The 15499-nt window shown below is 58.0% G+C and carries 11 protein-coding genes; 3 read left to right on the plus strand and 8 right to left on the minus strand.

What is annotated here, in order from left to right:
* Positions 1-2: 2 nt before the first annotated feature.
* On the minus strand, positions 3-908 hold the full coding sequence (cysD, locus tag QAZ22_RS27950) for a sulfate adenylyltransferase subunit CysD (RefSeq protein WP_278073167.1): 906 nt from the start codon (positions 906-908) through the stop codon (positions 3-5).
* Between the two features lie 445 nt (positions 909-1353).
* On the opposite strand from cysD, the gene QAZ22_RS27955 reads away from it, so the two are divergent.
* Together QAZ22_RS27955 and QAZ22_RS27960 are read left to right on the plus strand one after the other, a co-directional pair.
* Positions 1354-2646, plus strand: coding sequence for an O-antigen ligase (locus QAZ22_RS27955; RefSeq protein WP_278204069.1), 1293 nt, complete (start codon positions 1354-1356; stop codon positions 2644-2646).
* Positions 2643-3575 (plus strand): NAD-dependent epimerase/dehydratase family protein, encoded by a 933-nt coding sequence (locus QAZ22_RS27960; RefSeq protein WP_278204070.1) that lies wholly within the window; start codon positions 2643-2645, stop codon positions 3573-3575. The genes QAZ22_RS27955 and QAZ22_RS27960 overlap by 4 nt, the downstream gene beginning before the upstream one ends.
* Here the strand turns inward: QAZ22_RS27960 and QAZ22_RS27965 are convergent.
* The 3 genes from QAZ22_RS27965 to QAZ22_RS27975 form a co-directional block, all read right to left on the minus strand.
* On the minus strand, positions 3554-4057 hold the full coding sequence (locus QAZ22_RS27965; protein WP_278207966.1) for a sugar transferase: 504 nt from the start codon (positions 4055-4057) through the stop codon (positions 3554-3556). The two genes, QAZ22_RS27960 and QAZ22_RS27965, sit on opposite strands and share 22 nt — an antisense overlap.
* Positions 4058-4102: 45 nt before the next feature.
* Positions 4103-4963 (minus strand): glycosyltransferase family 2 protein, encoded by an 861-nt coding sequence (locus tag QAZ22_RS27970; protein WP_278204071.1) that lies wholly within the window; start codon positions 4961-4963, stop codon positions 4103-4105.
* Positions 4964-5100: 137 nt separating this feature from the next.
* Positions 5101-7125: a nucleoside-diphosphate sugar epimerase/dehydratase gene (locus tag QAZ22_RS27975; RefSeq protein WP_278204073.1), complete on the minus strand. Its 2025-nt coding sequence runs from the start codon at positions 7123-7125 to the stop codon at positions 5101-5103.
* A gap of 413 nt (positions 7126-7538) precedes the next feature.
* Between QAZ22_RS27975 and QAZ22_RS27980 the strand changes: the two genes are divergently transcribed.
* On the plus strand, positions 7539-8615 hold the full coding sequence (locus QAZ22_RS27980; protein ID WP_278204074.1) for a hypothetical protein: 1077 nt from the start codon (positions 7539-7541) through the stop codon (positions 8613-8615).
* 124 nt (positions 8616-8739) lie between these two features.
* On the opposite strand, the gene QAZ22_RS27985 is transcribed toward QAZ22_RS27980, so the two are convergent.
* From QAZ22_RS27985 to QAZ22_RS28000, 4 genes are all read right to left on the minus strand, one after another.
* Positions 8740-12456 carry a glycosyltransferase gene (locus tag QAZ22_RS27985; RefSeq protein ID WP_278204076.1) on the minus strand — a complete coding sequence of 1239 codons (3717 nt, stop codon included), beginning with the start codon at positions 12454-12456 and terminating at the stop codon, positions 8740-8742.
* Positions 12457-12517: 61 nt separating this feature from the next.
* The gene (locus QAZ22_RS27990; protein ID WP_278204077.1) at positions 12518-13258 is read right to left on the minus strand and encodes an ABC transporter ATP-binding protein; all 741 of its coding nucleotides are present in this window, start codon (positions 13256-13258) and stop codon (positions 12518-12520) included.
* Positions 13255-14070 (minus strand): ABC transporter permease, encoded by an 816-nt coding sequence (locus QAZ22_RS27995; RefSeq protein WP_278204079.1) that lies wholly within the window; start codon positions 14068-14070, stop codon positions 13255-13257. Before QAZ22_RS27995 ends, QAZ22_RS27990 begins: the two co-directional genes overlap by 4 nt.
* Positions 14071-14279: 209 nt before the next feature.
* On the minus strand, positions 14280-15440 hold the full coding sequence (locus QAZ22_RS28000) for a glycosyltransferase family 1 protein (RefSeq protein ID WP_278204081.1): 1161 nt from the start codon (positions 15438-15440) through the stop codon (positions 14280-14282).
* Between the last annotated feature and the right edge of the window lie 59 nt (positions 15441-15499).

The following is a 15499-nucleotide window of genomic DNA, read 5'->3' on the forward strand; positions in this document are numbered from 1 at the left end:
GCTCAGAAGTACCCCTCGCGCTTCTTTTTTTCCATGGAGCCTGCCTCGTCGCGGTCGATGAGGCGGCCCTGGCGCTCGGAGGTGCGGGCGGTCAGCATCTCGCCGACGATGGCCTCGAGCGTGTCGGCATCCGATTCGATGGCGCCAGTCAGCGGGTAGCAGCCCAGCGTGCGGAAGCGTACGAGACGGTTCTCCACCGTCTCGCCGGGACGCAGTTGCATGCGGTCGTCGTCCTTGAGGATGAGCATGCCGTCGCGCTCGACCACCGGCCGCGCTTTAGCGAAATAGAGCGGCACGATCGGGATATTCTCCTGCAAAATGTACTGCCAGATGTCGAGTTCGGTCCAGTTCGACAGCGGGAAGACGCGGATCGACTCGCCCGGCGCAATGCGGGTGTTGAAGATCTTCCACATTTCCGGCCGCTGGTTCTTCGGATCCCAGGCGTGCTGGGCGTTGCGGAAGGAGAAGATGCGCTCCTTGGCGCGCGACTTCTCCTCGTCGCGACGGGCACCGCCAAAGGCAGCGTCGAAGCCGTATTTGTCGAGCGCCTGGCGCAGCGCCACCGTCTTCATCACATGGGTGTGCGTATTGGAGCCGTGGTCGAAAGGATTGATATTGTCGCGCACGCCGTCCTCGTTGACATGGACGAGCAGGTCGAAGCCAAGCTTCTGCGCCATCTGGTCACGAAAGGCGATCATCTCGCGGAACTTCCAGGTCGTGTCGACATGGAGAAACGGAAATGGTGGCTTGGCCGGATAGAAGGCCTTCATCGCCAGATGCATCAGCACCGAGGAATCCTTGCCGACCGAATAGAGCATCACCGGCTTGGAGAAAGAGGCCGCGACCTCACGGAAGATGTGGATGGATTCGGCCTCGAGCCGCTGCAGATGGGTGAGCGCGATGTTCATGGGCTGTTGTGCGTTCTTTCGTGCCGGCCAGAACCTTGCAGCAGGCGATTGGCGCGGTTCCCTCGAACAGCCCGTCAAGTCCTGGACACTTCTCGCCGGCGTTCTAGCAGATCGCCATCGTCGATAACAATGCAAGACACGCGCAGCGCGGCGCGGTTCGCGAATGAATTTTCCAAGAGAACCCAATAAAGCAGAAAATCCTCCCGCGCATATAGGCCAATTGAAAGGCGATGAAAAAGCTATTGCCTCGACCAGACAGACTGACCTTCAAGGGCTTCATCCGCGCCTATGATTTTTGGCTGAACATGCTTCGGCCGCCCTATCGGAGATGAAAGCCAACCGCTATACCGGCGCGGGAGACGGGGCGAGGCGCGACAGAACGGGTCGAGGGCAACTGCCACCGCCCTGAATCCGCGCACAACCTGGAAGATTGCGAAGCAAGGCATTGAACCAGTTTACATCGCTCAGGCGCCACCTCACGCCGACACAGATCAACATCTACTTCTCGATCGTCTGCTTCTTCTCGCCGCCCGTGCTGGGATCGGTGGTGAGCTTCGTCTTCAATGGCGGCGCGCTATGGTCGGTGTTTCTGCTCGCCACCGGACGGCGGCGGTTCAACATCGACCGGCCTATGCTTGCCATGACGATTGCGATCTGTGCCTATTGCGCGGCCGTGGTGCTGGCTTCGATCGTCAACGGCGCGCTCGGGGCGGATCTGAAATACTTCCTGCCGCTGATCACCTTTCTGTTCTTCCCAATCTCCTATTCGACCTGGAGCATCACGGAGAAGATCACCCTCGCGCGCATAGCCGTGCTGGCAAGTGCCGCGGCATGTTGCGGCGCGCTGGCCATCGCCATCGTCCAGTACCACTGGATCGGCACCAGGGCCGAAGGCGGCGCCGGGAATGCGATCGTGTTCGCGACGGTGACCTGCCTTGCCGCCATGATGTGCCTTGCCGGCGCGCTCTCGGGGATCGTGAAGGGCTGGAAGCCGCTGGCAGGCTCGGCGCTCGCCGGAGTGGTGGCGATACTTCTTTCGGGGTCGCGCATCATCTGGCTTGCCCTGCCGATCGCCGCCATCGCCGTCGTCCTGATCAACCGGCGCAGGTTCGCCGACGCCAATCTGATGCGTCTGGCGCTGATCGCGGGCGCGGCCTGCCTGCTGGTTGCGGCCATCGGCTTCCCCGTCATCATGGACCGCACCGACTTCCTATTCAGCGACTGGGACGCGCTCGCCACCAAGGGCGATCACTCGACGGCGATCGGCCTGCGCGTTGCAATGTGGGAGATCGGCGTCGGCGCATTTCGCGAGATGCCGATTTTCGGCCACGGCATCTCGGGCAGCCGGGTGCTGATGAAACAGGGTTTCCACGATCAATTCGGCATGACCGCAGGTTACAACCACTATCACGACGGCTTTCTGACCGCGGCGGTGCAGGCCGGTTTGTTGGGGGCGCTGTCCCTCGCGGCCATATTCGTGGTCGCAGCCCGGAATGCGGCAAAAACGCTGCGCCTCAGTGCCGACCCGGCGGAACGGTTCGGCGCAACGATGATCGTCGTCACGGTCATCACCTATCTCATCGGTGGACTGACCGGCATCCTGGTCGGCCAGGACCTTCTCGATTCGACGCTGATGGTGTTCCTGGTTTCCGGAACCTACCTTGCTTGCGGACGAACGGTGTCGCCGATCGGCGAGAGCGCCGCCGCTATTCCATCGGCCGCCGGCCAGCGATCATGAAGGTGCTGGTCACCGGCGCGACCGGGTTGATCGGACGCCAAGTGATCGACCGGCTGCGCCAGGCCAGATTCGACATACGTATCGTTTCCCGCCAGCCAGCAAGATTGCCGGCTGCCGGCGATGCGCTTCCGCTGCCCGGAACGGACGCACCGGACACGGCCTTCCTGGCGCTGATGCGCGATGTGAGCCACGTCGTCCACTGCGCGGCGCTGAACAGCGACCGGGACGCCGGCGAAGCCGACTACCGTGCCGCCAATGCGACGCTGACCGGTCGGCTGGCCAACGCAGCGGCCGCATCAACCGGCGTGCGCTTCATCTATCTTTCCTCGATCAGGGCCGTAGCCGGTCCCGGCTTCAGCGGCACGATCGATGAGGCGACGCCTCCTGCCCCGCAATGCGCCTATGGCCGCTCCAAGCGCGAAGGCGAGATCAGGATGCTCGGGGCCTACGCCGGACGCCCCGATGCCACGGCGCTTCGCCTGCCGCCCGTCTACGGCGAGGGCATGAGGGGCAACATGTCGGCGCTGATGCGGCTTGCGGACACGGGCCTGCCGCTGCCGGCCGGCGCGCTTGCGGGTGTGCGTTCGCTGATCGCGTCCGAAACGGCCGCGGGCGCGGTGCTGCATCTTCTGAACCATCGGGGACCGCTGCGCCCTGCCTATGTCGCGGGCAACGCTGCCCCTCTTGCGATGGCTGAGATCATCACCGCGTTCCGGCAGGGTTTCGGCCGCCCGCGGCGCCTTGTTCCCGTGCCGGCGCTGCCGCTGCGGATGGCGGCGACGCTGCTTGGCAGGCAGGCGTGGTGGCAGGCCTTGACTGCGACCCAGATCTGCGATCCGTCGCTGTTGATGTCGGAAGGTTGGGCGCCGGAGACCGACACGCTGGCCCGGCTTCGCGACCTAGCGCGTCAGACCTCTCGAGCACGGTAGAACGTGCCCGCCAGTATGCGCAGATCGAGGCCGATCGAAGCGGCCTTCAGATAGGCCGCGTCGGTTTCGGCGCAGAGTTTTGGGTCGGACATGTCGATGCCCTTGATCTGCGCCAGCCCGGTGATGCCCGGAAGTGCCGCCAGCACGCCCAGCCGCCGCCGGTGCCCGATCAGCTCCGCCTGCGTCGGCAGGCATGGCCGGGGGCCGACAAGGCTCATCTCGCCCTTGAGCACGTTCCAGAGCTGCGGCAGTTCGTCGATCTTGGTCCGGCGCAGCAGCTTGCCGACCGCGGTGACCGAACTGGCCGGCGCCTCATGCGTGGGCAAGGACGGGGTATCGCGATGCATGGTGCGCAGCTTGTGGCAGGCAAAGACGGCGCCCGCCCACCCCACGCGCGGCTGCGAGAAGATGGCCGGCCCCGGCGAAGTCGCCTTGATCGCCAGCATGGCGATGAGCACGATTGGCGACGTCACCGCCAGCATCACGGCAGCGATCGTCACGTCGAAGGCCCGCTTCGCCGTCACGGCTCAGATCCGGCGCCAAAGGAAGGCGAGGTATAGCCCGAGCGTTCCCATGAGGGTCTGCCGGTAGACACCGCTTTTGCCGAGCAGGCTGAAGCGCCTGAAAGTGCTGCCCTTGCGCGCCCTGATGAACAGGCGAAGGCAAAGCGCCGCATCGCGCGCGATGAGGTCGCGGTTGACGGCAAGGCCCCTGAGATTGCTGTCGGTCCAGGTGGCGAACTGGCCCTTGAACAGACGTCCGAGCCTTGAAAGCCTCGCCTTCCACGAGACATTGGCGCCGACCAGGTTTGTTGCGTGCTGGCGGTATCTGACCAGAGGCCGCGGCTCATAACGAACCTTGCCGCCGGCGGCGGTGACGATGAGATAGGCCCACCAGTCGTGGCTGACGAATTCGGTTCTTGCCGACGCCTTGGCCAGAAGGTCGCGTGCCGCGCGGTTGAACAGCATGGTGTTGCCGCCGGCGATGCTTTGCACCAACGCATTGGGGAAAGACGGCGGGCGGCGGAACAGCGGCGAATAGCCGACCGCGACGCCGGCCTCCGAAATGGTCGCCGTCCGCGAGCAGAACAGGAGCGGCGTCCTCATGTCCTGCGCCTCCATCCAGCGGATGGCGCACTCCAGCCGGTCCGGCTCCCAGACGTCGTCCTGATCGCAAAAGGCGTAATAGTCGGCATCGATGCGCGGATCGATGATCATCGAGCGGAAATTGGCGGCGAAGCCCTTTCGCGGGCCCTCCACCACGGTGAGAGAACCCTTGTTCCAGCGGGATCGCCACGCCTCGAGGATCGCGGTCGTGCCGTCCGTCGAGCCGTCGTCGGAAATCCAGAGATCGACGCGAGGCCAGGATTGCGCGAGCAGGGAATCCAACTGCTCTCCGATATATGCCGCGCCATCCTTCGTGCCCATGAGAACGGCCACGCGCTGATTTTTTCCGGTCACGGCCTCAAAACCTGCAGGGCATTCGAATGGGCTTCAATAGCCAATCATGAGCGGACAGCACAGGTCTAACCGACCTGTCCGGCCGTTTTCGGCACAGCGTGATCGCGCGGCGCGCCGCCGATGTCTTCCTCGGCCCGGTAGAGCCCTGCCAGGATCGCAAGCGCGGCGGCCTTGTCCCGATCGTGCATCGCGGCCACCAGCGCCGGCAGCGCGGCCTCGATCCTTGCCCATTCCACGACGTCGGTTCTGAGGCCGAAGATCTTGGCGGTGTCGAGCTTGACGACCTCCTCGTTCTCGCCATGCAGCGTCTCGTGCAGCTTCTCGCCGGGCCTGATGCCGGTGAAGCGGATCGGAATGTCGGTGTAGGGGCTCTTGCCGGCCATGCGGATCATGGTCTCGGCGACTTCGAGGATCGGCACAGGCTTGCCCATGTCGAGCATGTAGATGGCGTAGTCGTCCCTGCCCTGGCGCTGCTCGGCATCGGCGGCCGACATGATGACGAGGTCGACCGCCTCGGCAACCGTCATGAAATAGCGTGTCATGCGCCGGTCGGTGATGGTGACCGGCCCGCCGGCCTCGATCTGCGCCTGGAAGATGGTCGCCACCGAGCCGTTGGAGCCGAAGACATTGCCGAAGCGCACGGCGATGAATTTGGTGCCGGGACGATGCACGCCGGCCTGATGGCCGTTCAGCCCGCCGGCATGGAACGGCGCGGCGTGGGTTTCATGCAGCGAGGAAACGATCTGCTCGGCCGCCCGCTTGGTGACGCCGAGCACCGAGGTCGGGTCGACGGCCTTGTCGCTGGAAATCAGCAGGAACTGCGGCACTCCGCATTCGGCGGCGACCTCGGCGCAGGCGAGCGTGCCGAAGACATTGGTCTCGATCGCCGCTTCCCAGTTCTCCTCCAAGAGCGGCACGTGCTTCAGCGCCGCGGCGTGAAAGAGGATCGCGGGTTTGAACTCGCTGACGAGGCGCATCATGTGCGGCTTGTCGGTGACGTCGACGATGCGGCTGGTCAGCCGGTCGCGGTCTTCTTCGTCGATCAGCTGATCGAGCTGGAAAATGCCGAACTCGGAATTGTCGGCCACCAGCACCGCCTCGGCGCCGAGTTCCAGCGCGCGCTTGACCAGGATGCGGCCGATGGAGCCGGCGCCGCCGGTGACCAGCACGCGCTTGCCGCCGACGAAGGCGCCGATGCGCGCCGTGTCGGTGGCGACCGCCGAGCGGCGCATGATGGTTTCCATCTCGACGGCATCGAGAACCAGCTTGCCGCCCTGCCCCAGTTCCGAAAGGCCGGAAAACTGGACGACGGCGATGCCGCTGTGGCGGGCGACGCGAACCAGCTCGGCATAGTCCTCGATCTCGCGCTCGACCCCGTTGCCGAAGATCAAAAGGTCGAGGTTTTCCGTGCCCTTGACATATTCCTCCAGCACCTCGACCAGGCGCGGCCGCAGCGCCACGACCGGAACGCCCTGGATCTGGGTGCCGAGCGGCGCGTCGCTCTCGGTCGCCATGATGCCGGCGATGGCGTATTCGGCAGGCACGGAAGTGCGCGTGAAGCGCACGATCACGTCGGCCTCGCTCAACCGGCCGATGAACAGCGCCTGCTTGATCGAAGGGTCGCTGGCGGCGCGGCGCAGGATACGCCAAGACGCGCCGTCGCGCAGGAAGCGATAGTAGAGCCTGGGTGCCGAAATGATGGTGAAGGATACCAGGAAGAAGACGATGAACTGGCGCTCGTTGAGGCCGGAGACCGGCTGATAGAAGGAACGGAAAGCGACCGCGGCCAGATAGAGGACCACCGTCAGGCTGCCGCAACCCTTCAGGATGTTGAAGAAGTCGGGCGTGGAGGCAAAGCGCCAGACGGTGCTGTAGAGGCCGCTAGCGCGGAACAACAGATGGGCGGCGAGCACGATGACCGCCCAGCAGACCAGCCCGCCAGGGGAGAACGCATCGAAGGAAAGCCGCGACTGCGACAGCGTGAGGCTGAGCGCCACCGAGACCAGGACCATGACAACGTCCTGGACCATGATGATGGCGCGCCGCATCTTCGGTCGGATTCCCGATACGGCTTCTACATAGGCGGTCATTGGGTAGTACTGAACTCCAGGCGCGGCAATACTATCAGAACTATCAGAGTGGCGCAGGACCGACCATCGTCCGCAGCCACTTTGGATTGCAAATCCCCGACCCCGTCACCCGACTATCGCATTAGCGCGGAGTTAGGGGGACCGCCAGATGTTTTTTCCTACGGCGAGTTTCCCCTACATCGCTGCTTCTAGCGCCAAGAGGCGGCAGAACCAGCAGTCCGGCCTGGTGGGCGGCATTGCGGACGCATAAAGCTTGGCCTGGCGCCGCCAAGCGCGCGATTGAGCAGGAACGCGTGCCTATGACGATATCTGTGCGCGAGTACGCGGCGGCAACCAGGTAAAAGGCGCATTTGGCGGCCTTGTTGATTTTGGACCGACGTCGCTATAACCAGCCGTATCGGATGGTGCAACGCATGAACAATGGATACTGGGAGGGGCTAGAGCCAACGTCGATGCTGGTTGGTGTAATTTCCAACACGAGCGCGACGACAGCCCTTTGCTTTGACGGATTGTCTGGGATTGACCCAAAGATCTCTTTTCGGTTCATCGACCCATATAAACGCGACGCATCCGAAATGGACGACTGCGACGTTCTTATCTTCGTGAGGCATCTGTTTATGCCTGCGTACAAGGAAGCATTCGTACAGGCTAAGCGCCGCGGGAAGCTGATGTATCTGCTGGTCGACGACAACTTCGTTACGCTCGCCGGGGAGAGGCAGGCTAACCCTATCGATGAAGAGATATTCAAACCCTACGGGCAGCCCATTTTCAAAGAAACATTGGAAGAAATGGACGGCGTTTTATGCGCATCGGCGGCGTTGACGGAGTTCTTTCAGTCATATCACCACACCATCCTACCCTTTGGCGCCGTATCCGACAGAACGATCAAACCGATACGCTCCACCCCCACTGACGATGTCCGTATTGGCTTCTTTGGAGGCGGGTTCCGCATAGAGGCGCTCAAGGAGCAAGTATTGCCGGCGCTCAAGAACGTTGCTGAAAGACAACCAGTAACTCTGTTCGCCGGGCCGAATGTTGAAAAGTTTCGTGAGCAGATCGAGGGCGCAGGGATCCGTTTTGTGACCGTCCCTCTCCGCTCTAATTTCCGGGAGTTCGTAGCCGAATGGCAGTCGCTTGGGCTTCAGGTTGCAGTGCATCCAAAAGGGGAGACCAAGAACGTGAAATACAAAACCGCCAATGCGGTTCTGGTCTCACATTACCTTGGCGCCGTCCCTCTCCTTTCGGACGAGCCGGCCTATGCAAGCATAGGCAAGGCCCAAGGGGTACTGAAGATCGGGCGTAACACCAAGAACTTCTCGACGGCTTTGGCGTCGATCGAAACGGCCTCCCAACGCGATATTCTTCTGGCTAGGATGGCACGCTTCTGCGAAACGAACTTTGATCCTATGGCCAACATAGAGACGATTCGAAAGCTGAGATGCAACGGTTGGGCGGAAGACATCGCAGTTTTCACACGGTCCTTGGGCTAAAGTAGTCCAGAATCGCTTCTGGTGTTCCGGCGCCCGTATGCAAGGTGCGCCTCAGCTTTAGAATCCTCGCGATCTCCGCCTGCATGATCAGGAGCACATGAAATTCAACATTCGGCGACCATAGCTACTCGAACTTAGCGAAGGGAAATCGCTTTAGGGCGCCGTAAAGCACCGCCGGCCGTACTACTTCATAGATGGTGACCGGTACGTCTGCTTCACGCACGAAGACTCTGAGTCGCCATCCTGCCTGAAGATCGCGGAGAGGTGTGTCCAGCGAGAATTTTCCGGGCAGGCTCGCTTCAACATCGGCGAGGGAGCGCGTCGTGGAGCCCAGAATCTCGTCTTTGCTTGACACGATCTCGATGCCTATAAGGCCCGCCGACGCCCGCACAAGCGGCACGATGCCAAGATGGACGGCCGCTAGAGAGGGAAGGGCGAAATGGACTTTATATTCCCTATAGGATACACTCGAAAGATCCTCGCTTAGGCGCAGTTCATCACGTCGCGTCCGGCCGAAGTGTTGGCGGCTGAACAGATCAAGTGGAGCAAAGACAGAGGAAATCATATTCCAAATCTCGCTCGATCGCCAATTGACGGCTCTCGCAAGCCTGAGCGGTCGTGAGAAATGTTGGGCTTCTACTTCCGAATGGAGCCTGGCAATTGTGGAAGCCACAGTGGGCTCGAATCTCTCGGAGAGCATACCTAGCCGAGCCATCGAGATATCAGTGATCGCGTCGATCGACCTCTCAGGCGCCGACCTAATGAAAGCACTCAGATAGAGGTCCATTAATTCCGCGCGCACATAGCTTGAGCGCCCCAGAACCCCTATCGTCCGATGGGCGCTACTCAAAATCTCGGCTCGCCGCTCAGTTGAATACTCCAGAAACTCCTTGATGGCATTCGCCAGTTCTTCCGGGGATGTATCCTTGGCGATCAAACCGTTGTAGCGATGTTTGATCAATTCGGATACGCCCCCAACGCTAGGCGATACAACAGCGACACCGGACGCCATGGCCTGTAGCATCGTCTGCGGCATGGATTCGTCCAGCGCGGAAATAAGTAACACGTCGCAGGCCGCGTAGAAGGGTTCCGGATCGGAAACGAACCCATGAAAAATGACGTGGTTTTCCAGACCTTGCTCCGCTACACAATCTCGGCATGCCTTCGCATAGTCAGAGTGGAGGTCATCGTAACCTATCACGTGGACCATAACCTCATGTCCAGCCTTGCGCAGAAGTCCAGCCGCCTTAATGGCAGCGAGTTGATTCTTGCGAGGCTGCAGCGTTCCCGAGACGACTATTTGCAGCGGATCTTGTATGGCAAAGCTCCGAGCCTCCCGTAGCGGAAAAAGCGAGAAATAGGCCCCGTCGACGGGGCAAACGATCCGGCGCGTGGGAACCCCAGATGCAGCCTCCCATCTCTCACCATGCGCTGACGAGGAGCAGTGAGCCACATGAGCGAAAGCCCGGGTATCGGCGCCGTCATAGTATTGATGAACGCTCGCCACGACAGGAACGCCAAGTTCCTGACCAAGCGCAGTCATGGTTGGCTGCCAAGTGGCAAAATGCAGCAGACCTATATTGAGATCGCATATCTTTTTTCGAATGCGTCGGGCAGCTTCGACATCTGCCTCATCTCGTGAACGTACTTTGGAGGGATCAATCCTGCCGCACCCAAAGGGCCAGCTCTCCTCGAAGAGTGGAGCATCGTTGGTTGCCTTACTCCAGCGGCGGACAAATTCGGGCCCAAACTGGAGATTGCGCTGGACGAGTCCGACGACCTTGAAACCAAATGAGCTTACGAGTGCCGCATGCCATAACAAATGAAGGGTTGCCCCCCCCAGAGCCGCCTCATGGAAGGAATAGAGAACTGCCTTCTCATTCAAACGAGCATGGAGTTCCGTTGCTGCGAGAGCGCTATAAAAATCGTAGTATTGGATCTCTGTGGTATAAATGCTCTCGATATATGCGCGTGCTCGCTCCAAGATTTCGTCGCGCTGCTCCGCCTTGAGCTTGAGCAGACCTTCAATTGCATCTGCCCAGTCCTCAGGTCGATTGCGTACCTTTACACAAATCGCATCAGGTAAACGACTATAGGGCGCCACATCACTCACTACGCTAATTGCACCGGCGGCGACCGATTCCAACAATTTGACGGGACTCTTACTCCGTTCTGCACGCGTCTCACCCTCAAGAGGGGTGAGCGAAAGATCGAAATATGTGCTGCTTAGCTCCGCAACATAGCTGTCGTAGGAGTGGGTGAACGGCTTGAAATGGACAGCGCACTCCAGAGCTGGAAAATCACTCGGATCGATTCCCCAGAAATGAAACTCGACCTCATTCCGATAGCGGGACGCGACACGCTGAAATCCTGGCCAAAGCTTGGCAACGACTGGCACGCGGAATTTGTTGCTAAAAATCCCGATGCGAATCTTACCGGACCGACTGTAATCGCGACGTTTTATGTAGCGTTGCTGGATATTGGTTTTAAGATGAATGGTATGAGGGTTATAGGCTTTGAAATCGTCAATGATTTCATCGCTGTATCCGATCACACTGTCTGCGGCGGATATCTGCGCCAGTATGCTGCGGAATCCGGAAGTGCCAGGTGCGATATAGGAATGCTCTGGCCCCACTTCATGGAAACGCAGCATATTGTCATCCATAAGATAAGCGCACGGAAGATGCTGACCCCTCTTATGACCCACAAGGGTTTTTGCCGCACCTACAGTACGATACAGTATTGCGATGTCGGTATCCGACGTATCAAAGGATAGAACATCTCCTTCCCTCACGAAGGTAGTTGCGAATCCCCGCTGACCAGCAACGCTCTCGAAATTGCGGATAGTGACGTCGACCGAGGTGCTGTACTCCGGCTTTGTCACTAAGACGCTTTTGTGCGCCAAGGCTCCAGAACCCGCTACAGCTAGCTCCGAAGGGCTACAATAGTCGTTGAACTTAGAAAGAAAAGGCAGGACTTCTTTCCTGTAATAACGTCGAACCTCTTGGTTTGAAAAGCGGCTACCCCAATGATCGGTCGAGATCAGGTCATAGTTTGCGATGCTAGCCGGTTTTAGAAGATTATCCCGGGATAGCAGCAGGTATTTCCTATGACGGGTAAAATCAGCCGCTACATCGCGACCGAGTGAATTCTCCATATTGGCTCGCACGATCGAACAGGTCGTGTCTAACCAGCGGAAAGGAGCCGTTTTTCCAAAACGCAGCCAGAGGTCGTAGTCCGAATACCGCCTATTCACCAGATGAGGGTCGTACATGCCGTGCCTCTCAAAAAGGGAAGCATGATGAATCACGGTGTTGTTAGCGATGTAATTCGCGTTCATCAGGAGGGAGTAGTTAAATTCTTGCCCAAGTATTCCCTGAAAAACTTCAACTTCGCCTGTCGCCTTGTAAAACTCACAGCTGCCGTAGACCACACTGGGAACGGACTGACGTTCGAGCCATTCCATGCGATTCTTCAAGCTTTCTTCCGCCCAACGATCATCGTCAAACTGATAGGCGATGTACTTACCGCGACTGTGAAGTGCAGCCTGATTGACGCGCAGAGCCGGAAGACCGCTGTTATATTTATATGAGTGGATAATGACCCGAGAATCGGCAAGCTGGTACTCATTTAGTACGTCAGCGGTTCCATCCCGCGAACCATCATCCACAACGATGAGTTCGAAATCGGTAAAGCTTTGCGAAAGAACACTCTCGATCGAAAGCTGCAAGAGACCGTTAGCACGTGCAAAAGTAGGAAGGATCACCGTCACTTTGGGTGCCGGCTGCCCCTTGTCTACGCGTCTTATGGAAAGATCGTGGCCGCAATCGCCAAATTTCATGTTACCCTCGAATCCCGCATGCAGCGGGCATCACGTATCGTTCCGCCGCAACGGAACCTAACTATTTCTGTGAGGATTCATACCTGGCTATCACATCCTCGGTCCCGCCGTCCATGATGATCCGCCCTTTTTCGAGCCAGATTGTTCGAGCACAGAAGCTCTTCAATAGCTCAAAATTGTGAGACGAAAAGACAAGTATCTTGCCCTGCTCCATGAATTCAAACATCCGGCGTTTCGCTTTTTTCGCGAAGCGAAGATCTCCGGCTCCCATGACCTCATCTATGAGGAGGATTTCCGGATTTATACTGGTTGAGACGGCAAACGCGAGGCGGATGAACATACCTGCCGAATATGTGCGGACAGGATATGCTAGGAACTCGCCGAGCTCAGTGAACTCCTCGATCTCCGGGAGTTTCGCTTCAATCTCATCGGGCGTCATGCCAAGCAGTAACCCGCGGATGCGGATATTGTCTCGACCGGTTTGATGCATTTCGAAACCGGTTGCGAACTCGAACATCGGGCAGATATGCCCCTCCGTTTCCGCGACACCGCTGGTCGGTGTGTAGATACCCGCCATGACCTTCAACAGAGTGCTCTTGCCTGCCCCATTGAGACCGACAAGCCCTACCCGCTCGCCCTGTTCAATAGCAACAGTCACGTCCTTCAGAGCTTCGACATTATAGGCGCCGGGGGCCGGCTCTCCGCTCCTCTTTCTGGCCAGCCAGCCCATCAGGCCCTCGGTGTTCATGTCGCCGGTGAAACGCACGCCGACGCCCTGTAGTCGTATGAAGTTCTGGCTCAAAGGAGAAACACCACTTTCTTGTCTAACCGCGAGGCCGCGTACCAGGCAATGCAATGCACGGCCAGAATATAGCCAACCACAAGGCCATAGGTCGACAACGGCGCCCAGTTTGCAGTCAGGATTGGATCACGAACGACATCAATCAAATGGTAGATCGGATTGACGAGATAAACGAATTCCAAGCCGTGGTTCTTCAGAACGCTAGCAGGAACGACTATCGGGGTCAGATAAAATACAACCTGCAAAACACCAGCCAAGGCATGCGGCAGATCACGAAAGGCAGTTCCCAGATAGGCAAAAATAGCTGTATGCCCCAGCAACGCCATATATAGTAGGATAAGGCCAGGTATAGCCATAATCCATCCAGTAGGTTCGAATGTTCCTAAAAAAATCTGCACGAAAGCGACAGCTATTAGGCCCATAGCGAAGTTCATACTGTTGCTGACGAGTGCCCGCAGGATATAGATTTGCTTAGGGTACGAAAACTGCTTGATATAACCTTCGGAACCTGGAAAGATCATACAAGCGTCAACCACAGACGCGGAAACCAGCCCCCAGGTAACGAAACCCAGCATCAGATAGGGAAGAAAGGCCTTCAGGTCCTGCCCGAACATGACGCCGTAAACGAAGCCTATAGCACCGACGTACACGCCGAGATTGAGAAGGATCCACAGCGGACCGATGAACGAGCGACGGTAACGACGCCTAATATCCTGCGTGCCGATGAAAAACCAGACGCGATACAGCAGAACTGAGCGAATGACATCTCGGAGCAACCTGCTCCTGTCCACACTTGAATAGCTATGTTTCATTGAACCGCACCGGTTTTGCCGAAGGTCGTTTCGTTTCGAGTCATGACGCCATTTCGGGCAATTCCAAGGTATGTGAGTAGCGCGACTCCGCGTTAGCCGACACGATGTTGCCGAGGCGGACGACAAGCCTCCAGCACGCCGACCGCTCCCTACAGATGACGCAGCCGAATCGGTTACTACAAGCCGACCAAGCACGGGAGAATAAAGCGTCAAGCACTGGCTAATAACCTTCTAGCCACCCTCTTGGCTACCAAATAAAACCCCCCCTGTCTATAAGTAACTAAAATATGTATTTTGTATCTTTCTATTTTTCCACAGAACTTCCTACACCAAAACCGCCAATTTACAAGAGGTTTTATGTTGCGAGAGCGCTCACGATCAACTTTTGTAAATAGATTTCCCCATTCTTGTGAAACAACCGATAAATCATAGCGTTCTTTAACATGAAAGAATGCCAGCTCTGCCAGTCTTTTTTGCTTCTCTGGCGACTCTATCAAAATAGACAGCGCATCAAGCCAACATTCTATCGTATTTTCCACCATAATCCCAGTTTCACCGTTCTTTACTACGCCCCTGTAAGGGGGAATATTTGAGTAAACGCCAGCTATACGGCAAGCACTATATTCACGATACTTGTTGTCGGTCTTGCTGCGGTTTGCCTCATTGTCAACCAGAGGCGCCAAGCCAATCGCCCAATTTCTCGAAGCTTGGAATCTGATGTAGGTGGTGTAGTCACCGGTATGCGGGAAAAAACGCACTCTCGCACCAGTCGCGATCGCCTTTGGAAGAACCCCGGCAAATTCGAATACCGTTTTCGGGTATCTCTCTAGAACCGGTTCAATAAGCGGCGCGATCAAATCCAGATCGTCGACACGTGAGGGACTCCCCGCAAATCCGATCCGGATTTCCTCGACAGAAGACTGCGCCACGCCATCAATAATTGAAAAATCGAAGAACGCCGGCAGGACTACCACGCGAGTATTAAATCTAGAGAGGAATGTCGCCAGTTCGGAGGAATTGACTATTACAGTTTCTGCATGGGAGACTGCAAACTTCAGTGACTTTCTGACAATTGGATGCTGATAATACACCGCGAGCGGATTATCGCCGATGATCCGCCAAAAGTTATCATCAATATAGTATATGTATGACCTGTTTGCGTCTACGAGCAATTGCGCCCACGATAGAACCAGCGGGTCACCGCACCGTACAAACATGGGAATAGTGTCTGGAGTAATGTCGTCAATCTGAAGTTCGTTGAGGAATTTTACTTGGTGATCAACGCCATGCACTCGGCATGCCGTCATGATTTGCTCAAGCAAATACGTGGTAGCAATCTTTGCCTCTATAACCATCAGAATGCTAGCCATGTCGGGCTCGCATAGCTGCTCGGTTCGGCGACCAGCGCGTCGACGTGAACTTGCGCCTT

Origin of the sequence: Mesorhizobium sp. WSM4906 (assembly GCF_029674625.1) — a bacterium.
Lineage (GTDB): Bacteria > Pseudomonadota > Alphaproteobacteria > Rhizobiales > Rhizobiaceae > Mesorhizobium.

Bases quoted from the DNA above. Each gene is read 5' to 3' on its own strand.
- QAZ22_RS27980 (WP_278204074.1), top strand. From the start codon at position 7,539: ATGAACAATGGATACTGGGAGGGGCTAGAGCCAACGTCGATGCTGGTT.
- QAZ22_RS27960 (WP_278204070.1), top strand. From the start codon at position 2,643: ATGAAGGTGCTGGTCACCGGCGCGACCGGGTTGATCGGACGCCAAGTG.
- cysD (WP_278073167.1), bottom strand. From the start codon at position 908: ATGAACATCGCGCTCACCCATCTGCAGCGGCTCGAGGCCGAATCCATC.
- QAZ22_RS27985 (WP_278204076.1), bottom strand. From the start codon at position 12,456: ATGAAATTTGGCGATTGCGGCCACGATCTTTCCATAAGACGCGTAGAC.
- QAZ22_RS27965 (WP_278207966.1), bottom strand. From the start codon at position 4,057: ATGCTGGCGGTGACGTCGCCAATCGTGCTCATCGCCATGCTGGCGATC.
- QAZ22_RS27975 (WP_278204073.1), bottom strand. From the start codon at position 7,125: ATGACCGCCTATGTAGAAGCCGTATCGGGAATCCGACCGAAGATGCGG.
- QAZ22_RS27995 (WP_278204079.1), bottom strand. From the start codon at position 14,070: ATGAAACATAGCTATTCAAGTGTGGACAGGAGCAGGTTGCTCCGAGAT.
- QAZ22_RS28000 (WP_278204081.1), bottom strand. From the start codon at position 15,440: ATGGCTAGCATTCTGATGGTTATAGAGGCAAAGATTGCTACCACGTAT.